At 58.5% G+C, this 6391-nt stretch carries 4 protein-coding genes; all 4 read left to right on the forward strand.

Features of this window, described 5'->3' with window-relative positions:
- Nucleotides 1–115 precede the first annotated feature (115 nt).
- The 4 genes from LDB26_RS21485 to LDB26_RS21500 all read left to right on the forward strand — a co-directional run bounded on the left by LDB26_RS21485 (nt 116) and on the right by LDB26_RS21500 (nt 6390).
- Nucleotides 116–2512, forward strand: a complete 2397-nt coding sequence (locus tag LDB26_RS21485; protein WP_257542586.1) for a TonB-dependent receptor — start codon at nt 116–118, stop codon at nt 2510–2512.
- 212 nt (nt 2513–2724) lie between these two features.
- Nucleotides 2725–5109 carry a carbaryl hydrolase CehA gene (gene cehA, locus LDB26_RS21490; RefSeq protein ID WP_257542588.1) on the forward strand — a complete coding sequence of 795 codons (2385 nt, stop codon included), beginning with the start codon at nt 2725–2727 and terminating at the stop codon, nt 5107–5109.
- On the forward strand, nt 5106–5561 hold the full coding sequence (locus tag LDB26_RS21495) for a hypothetical protein (RefSeq protein WP_054944279.1): 456 nt from the start codon (nt 5106–5108) through the stop codon (nt 5559–5561). The genes cehA and LDB26_RS21495 overlap by 4 nt, the downstream gene beginning before the upstream one ends.
- 64 nt (nt 5562–5625) lie before the next feature.
- Complete coding sequence (locus LDB26_RS21500; RefSeq protein WP_001389365.1) at nt 5626–6390, forward strand: IS6-like element IS6100 family transposase; 765 nt, start codon at nt 5626–5628, stop codon at nt 6388–6390.
- Nucleotide 6391 lies beyond the last annotated feature (1 nt).

The following is a 6391-nucleotide window of genomic DNA, read 5'->3' on the forward strand; positions in this document are numbered from 1 at the left end:
GACCGTTACGGCTCGCGGCGCAACTTGGCACAGCCTTTGCTTGGGACGCGCAATACAAGCACTGCCTAGTGTATCAAGGGCCGGGGCGAAATAAACAAGCGAGGGGATGTTTCGGATGAGGAAAGTTATAGGCAGGTCGCAACAGGCTTCGCTGTGTTCGATTGCGCTCGCGTTATCTTCGGCCGGCCTTGGCTCCGCGCCGGCTTTCGCCCAGACGCCGCAGGACGACGCCGATGCGAATATTGCCGATATCGTCGTCACCGCTAACAAGCGGGAGCAGAAGCTCAACGATGTGGGCCTCACCGTCGCCGTCGTTTCCGGCGACGCGCTCAAGAACCAGCAGATCAACTCGCTGGCGGATTTGGCCCAAACAATTCCAAGCCTGAGCTTTACAAACACATCAAGCAATACACCTGTCTATACGCTACGCGGCGTCGGCTTTTACGAGACCTCGATCGGCGCCTATCCCACCGTCAGCGTCTATTCGGACGAGGTGCCGCTGTCATTCCCGGTTCTGGCTTCGCATTCAGCCTATGACCTGGAGCGGGTCGAAGTGCTCAAGGGTCCTCAGGGGACACTGTTCGGGCAGAATGCGACCGGCGGCGCGATCAACTATATCGCCGCCAAGCCCACCGACACATTCCATGCTGGCGCAAATCTCAGTTATGGCAGATTCAACGAGGTGATTGGCGAGGGCTATGTCAGTGGCCCGCTATCGGACACGCTCAAGGCCCGGCTGAGCGGTCGCTCGGAGCGCGCCGACGGCTGGCAGATCAGCAACTCCCGCCCGAACGACCGCAACGGCAAGGTCGAAAATTATATGGGGCGCTTGCAAATCGCTTTCGAGCCGTCCGACAGCGCACGCTTCCTGCTCAACATCAACGGCTGGGCGGACAAGAGCGAGACCGCCGCCGCCCAATATATAGGACTGACGCCGCAAAATCCGATTCTGGATCCCGCTGTAGCGGCAGCGCCGTTCTCGCCCCTGACGCCGCGCGCGGCCGAGTGGACGCCTGGAGTTCCATTCGCCGACAACCGCATGTGGCAAACGTCACTCCGCGCCGATATCGATGTGACCGACAGCGTCACCCTGACCTCGCTCACCGCCTATGTCGATTACAAGCAGCGGCAGGGAACCGACGGCGACGGCTTGCCAACCAGAGACGTCGATCTTCTCCAGGACAGGGGCACCATCAAAAACTTCTCGCAAGAATTGAGGCTGGCCAATGCCAGCCAGAGCAGCCTGCGGTGGGTATTGGGGACGAATTACGAAGACAGCAAGGTCGGTCAAGTCGTCAGATCGGATATCTCGGATACATCCTCCAACGCGACGTTGGGCACTGTTTTCGGATATCCTATTACGAACGCCACCCTTTCGGCTTTCCAGCGGATGACCAATTACGCATTTTTTGGAAATGTCGAATATGATGTTGCCGATACCATCACGCTGAAGGGTGGCGTACGCTACACCAACGCCAAGACCTCGGTTAACAGCTGCAACGCGGACCTGTCCGGAATCCCGTTCGATACAGGGCCCTTCTTCTTCGACGTCCTGCTCGGCGGCGCCGCCGGACCCTATCGGACGGGGGATTGTTTCGCGATCAATCTCCTGGACCATGCGGTCGGAAGCGTGGCGCCGGGCTCACCGGGCAATTATGTCGATACGCTGCATGAAGACAATATATCCTGGCGCGTGGGTGTCGACTGGAAACCCAAGCCCGGCATCCTGCTCTATGCCAACGTGGCGAAGGGCTATAAGGCGGGAAGCTTTCCCACCGTTTCGGCCTTTGAGTTCAACCAGTATCTTCCGGTGACACAGGAATCAGTGCTGGCCTACGAAGCAGGGTTCAAGGCATCCCTGCTCGACCGTGCGCTGCAGCTCAATGGTGCGGCATTCTATTACGACTATAAGGACAAGCAGTTGCGTTCGAAGGAGGATGCCGGGCCGTTCGGCATCCTCGACGTGCTCCAGAATATTCCCAAGTCCACCGTCAAGGGTTTTGAACTGGAATTTGTTGCACGGCCCGTTTCATCACTGGTCGTCAGCAGCACCTTTACCTATCTGGATGCCAAGATCGACGAATTTTCGGGTATCAATGCGGCCGGCGTTCCTGCCAATTTCGCCGGCGTCGCCGTTCCCTACACGCCGAAATATCAGCTCGGGACGAACATAGACTATGAGTTCCCGATCAGTGAGGCCCTCAATGGCTTTGTGGGGGGGAGCCTGACCTATCGTTCGAGCACCGTTTCGGTGATCGGTGGCAATCTGAATCCGTCGACCCTTACGGCGTCAGCCGTCGCCGGAGCGCCGCTCTTCCGCATCACCAGCTATGCGTTGGTCGATTTGCGCGCGGGAATTCAATCCGCCAACGGGCGCTGGCGCTTTTCCCTGTGGGGAAAGAACGTCCTCGACAAATATTATTGGAACAATGTGGTCGCGGATTTCGACACCGTGGTGCGGTACGCGAACAAGCCGGCCACCTATGGCGCCAGCGTGGCCTTCAAATATTGATGGCGATGGCTGCAAATGCCGGCTCCCCTGCGAAGCTCGGTCCGGCTTGTCCAAAGCGCTGCGGAATAGAGCTCCTAAAAGGGCTCTGTTGCAAAAATCGTGAAGCTTGAGCATGCTCGTCGCAGGCAGTACATCATCCACGCCCACCCGGGTCACTTCTCAATGAAAATCCCGGGTCACTTCTCAGTGCAACTCAACAGGAAGGCGAAACGTTGGACCAACCATTCAAACCAGATCGTCGCCAACTTCTGGCAGGCGCAACATTGCTGCTGGGCGCCAGCCATTGGCCTGTCTTCGCCTCGACTGACGCAATTGAGCCGCAGCCGTACTTCGCGAGCGTGAAACGCGCGGTCGAGCAACTGGCCGCAATGGGGCAGCCGATTGCCGATGCGGATATGGCCAGGCTGGCGAGTCTGTTCTCGAGGGAAGATGCTGAGGCAGTTATTGCCGCCGAGGCGCTTCTCGAGCGCTATACACTCGCTAGGGTCACGCTCGACAAAGGCGGCATGGGCGCCGCTGCGTTAGGCGGAGCGAAGCGCCATTTGGTCGAGCAGGGATGGACCGCGTTCTTGGTGAGGGTCTCTAACCCATCATCGCTAACGCAGGCATTCGAAATTTACAGCGGCAGTGCGATGCCTGCGCGGATGTTCCCACAGGCCTCGAAGTTGGCCGCTGAGCAGAAGGCCTATCTTGCCGATACCGTTCGAAAGGAAGCCCTCATCGAACGAATGTGGCTGATGTCGCAAATCGAAGCTTCGCCAGTGCTGAGCGGCAATGTCGTGGAGTACAAGATCGCCACGATTTACAGCAGGGACCGGGGAAGAAAGACGGGCAGGTTGGGCTTTGGGGCAGGAATTTTGCAGGACAATCCTACCTGGGGGGCCGTAAGTCGCGCATCGGTAGCTAACCCGCTCGTAACCGATTTTGTCTCTCAACCATCTCGCGATATTCAGCTGCAGATCCTCGATGATGATGGTGTCGGCTGCATGGCATCGCTGATGATCCATGACGCCAATAAGCATATCTATCCGCCCCAGGTGATGCGCCTAGCACCCGACCTTGCGTTTCAACCCCACATATATCGAGCCGATGGCGAGACCGTCCGCCTGCCAGACGGCGAGTATCATATAATGGTCCGTAGGGGGCCTGAGTATCTGGTGCAGCGCGCCACCGTTCGCGTTTCGGCGAGCGACGCACGAATAGCGGTGCGGCTCAAACGATGGATCGATCCGGCGAAATGGGGCTGGTACTCTGGCGACACGCATCTCCACGCCGCAGGTTGTGCTCATTATATGTTGCCTACCGAAGGGGTAGCACCTGAAACGATGATCCGTCACATAAGAGGCGAAGCTCTCTCCGTTGGCGAGGTCTTAACCTGGGCTGGAGGTTATTCCTACCAGAAGCAGTTCTTTTCCGGTGCTGCGATCAGTCCCGAGGCGCGGCTCGAACATCCTCAACTGCAGGCTGCTAACAACGCAGACTGGAAGCCCATGCCCACGCCGAAAGATCGAGAGAGCATGCTCCGCTACGATCTCGAGATCTCGGGTTTTCCGTCAAGTCTTTCCGGGCATTTGATCCTGATGAGACTTAAGGAGCTTAGCTACCCTGGTACGCACGCGGTGGAGGACTGGCCATCTTGGAATCTCCCGGTGGCGAAATGGGCGAAAGCCCAAGGAGCACTGGTAGGATACACCCATTGTTCATTCGGTATGATAGTCGGCACCAACGCTCTACCAAATTACGAAATTCCAACTTTCAACAGCGTCGGCACGAACGAAGCGATTGTTGGCGTGACCCACGGCGCGGTCGATTTCTTGGCAGGTTGCAATGGTCCCCCTGCTGCTGAGCTCAATGCGTGGTATCATCTGCTCAACTGCGGTTACACGCTGATGATGGCAGGCGAGACGGATTATCCGTGTACCGTGCCTTCGGTCGACTCTCGGCCGGGGATCGGACGCACCTACGTGAAGTTGCCACAAAGGCCAGTGGACGATGCGGGTTACAGCGCCTGGGTGGACGGTCTTGAGAATGGCCACCTCTACTGGGGTGACGGCAGAACGCATTTTCTACATTTCACGGTGAACGGGCGGGAGAGTGGCAAGCAGCCCCTCGCATTTGTCCGCGCTAGTAACGTCAGGGTGAGCGCCACGATAGCCGCGATGCTCGAACTGACTCCATCGCCTGAGACGGTGCAGAACGCCTCGGAAGAGCCGTGGCACATCGAACATGCGCGGATCGGCAACAGCCGTAAGGTAGCGGTCGAGCTTATCGTCAATGGCGTGGCGGTGAAACGCCAGGAAATGCTTGCCGATGGCTCGCTCCAGCAGATCTCCTTCAAGGAGAAGATCGACCGCAGTTCCTGGATCGCAATGCGGGTGCTTGGGTCCGGCCATACCTATCCCGTATTCGTCACCATCGGAAACAAACCGATCCGTGCTTCGCGGCGTAGCGCCGAATGGCTACGCACCTGCGTGGATGCGCTCTGGAATGAGAAGCACAGTTTGATCCGCGATACGGAACTGGCCGACGCGGCCGCGGCATATGATCATGCGCGCCAGACTTATGATCGGATCATCGCCGAAAGCGACTTAACGTGAAGTGGATCGCCTGGCCGCTCCTGCTCATGGCCTCGGTTGCCGGCGCGCAGGACCATCACCAGCATCACAATGACAAGTCCGAAGCGCTCGGGCAGGATGCTCATATCGTCGTGACCATCAATCCGGAGGCGCGCGTAAGCGCGGCCCTACACCAGCCCTTACCGCTCCAACCGAAATGCGGCGATGCGAGAGACTTCAGCGTCGAGATCATCAATCAGGGCTTCGTAACAGCGCCGTTGCGTGCCGCCATCATTGATGGAGCAGGCGACCGTGTCGCGCTTCATATGGATGTGCAGAAGCTCAGTGGCAGGGCGAGGGATCTCCGACGGCTGCACCTTACCCCTCTTGATCAGCGCGCTTCCGACGTGACAGTTGCGTTCAGCCTCGATCACAATGTTGGTGATCAAGGTAAGCGTGATCGCGTACATATCCTGATGCGGTGTAGGCCTTAGCTTGGCTCTGTTGCAAAAATCGTGAAGCTTGAGCATGCTTGGCGGAGATTGGACGGACGGAACGATGACGGATTTCAAGTGGCGCCATTTCCAGGGTGATGTGATCCTGTGGGCGGTGCGCTGGTATTGTCGCTATCCGATCAGCTATCGCGACCTTGAGGAAATGCTGGCGGAACGCGGCATTTCGGTCGACCATACGACGATCTATCGCTGGGTCCAGTGCTACGCCCCGGAGATGGAGAAGCGGCTGCGCTGGTTCTGGCGGCGTGGCTTTGATCCGAGCTGGCGCCTGGATGAAACCTACGTCAAGGTGCGGGGCAAGTGGACCTACCTGTACCGGGCAGTCGACAAGCGGGGCGACACGATCGATTTCTACCTGTCGCCGACCCGCAGCGCCAAGGCAGCGAAGCGGTTCCTGGGCAAGGCCCTGCGAGGCCTGAAGCACTGGGAAAAGCCTGCCACGCTCAATACCGACAAAGCGCCGAGCTATGGTGCAGCGATCACCGAATTGAAGCGCGAAGGAAAGCTGGACCGGGAGACGGCCCACCGGCAGGTGAAGTATCTCAATAACGTGATCGAGGCCGATCACGGAAAGCTCAAGATACTGATCAAGCCGGTGCGCGGTTTCAAATCGATCCCCACGGCCTATGCCACGATCAAGGGATTCGAAGTCATGCGAGCCCTGCGCAAAGGACAGGCTCGCCCCTGGTGCCTGCAGCCCGGCATCAGGGGCGAGGTGCGCCTTGTGGAGAGAGCTTTTGGCATTGGGCCCTCGGCGCTGACGGAGGCCATGGGCATGCTCAACCACCATTTCGCAGCAGCCGCCTGAT

Origin of the sequence: Sphingobium sp. CFD-1 (genome assembly GCF_024611115.1) — a bacterium.
In the GTDB taxonomy this organism is placed as follows: domain Bacteria; phylum Pseudomonadota; class Alphaproteobacteria; order Sphingomonadales; family Sphingomonadaceae; genus Sphingobium; species Sphingobium baderi_A.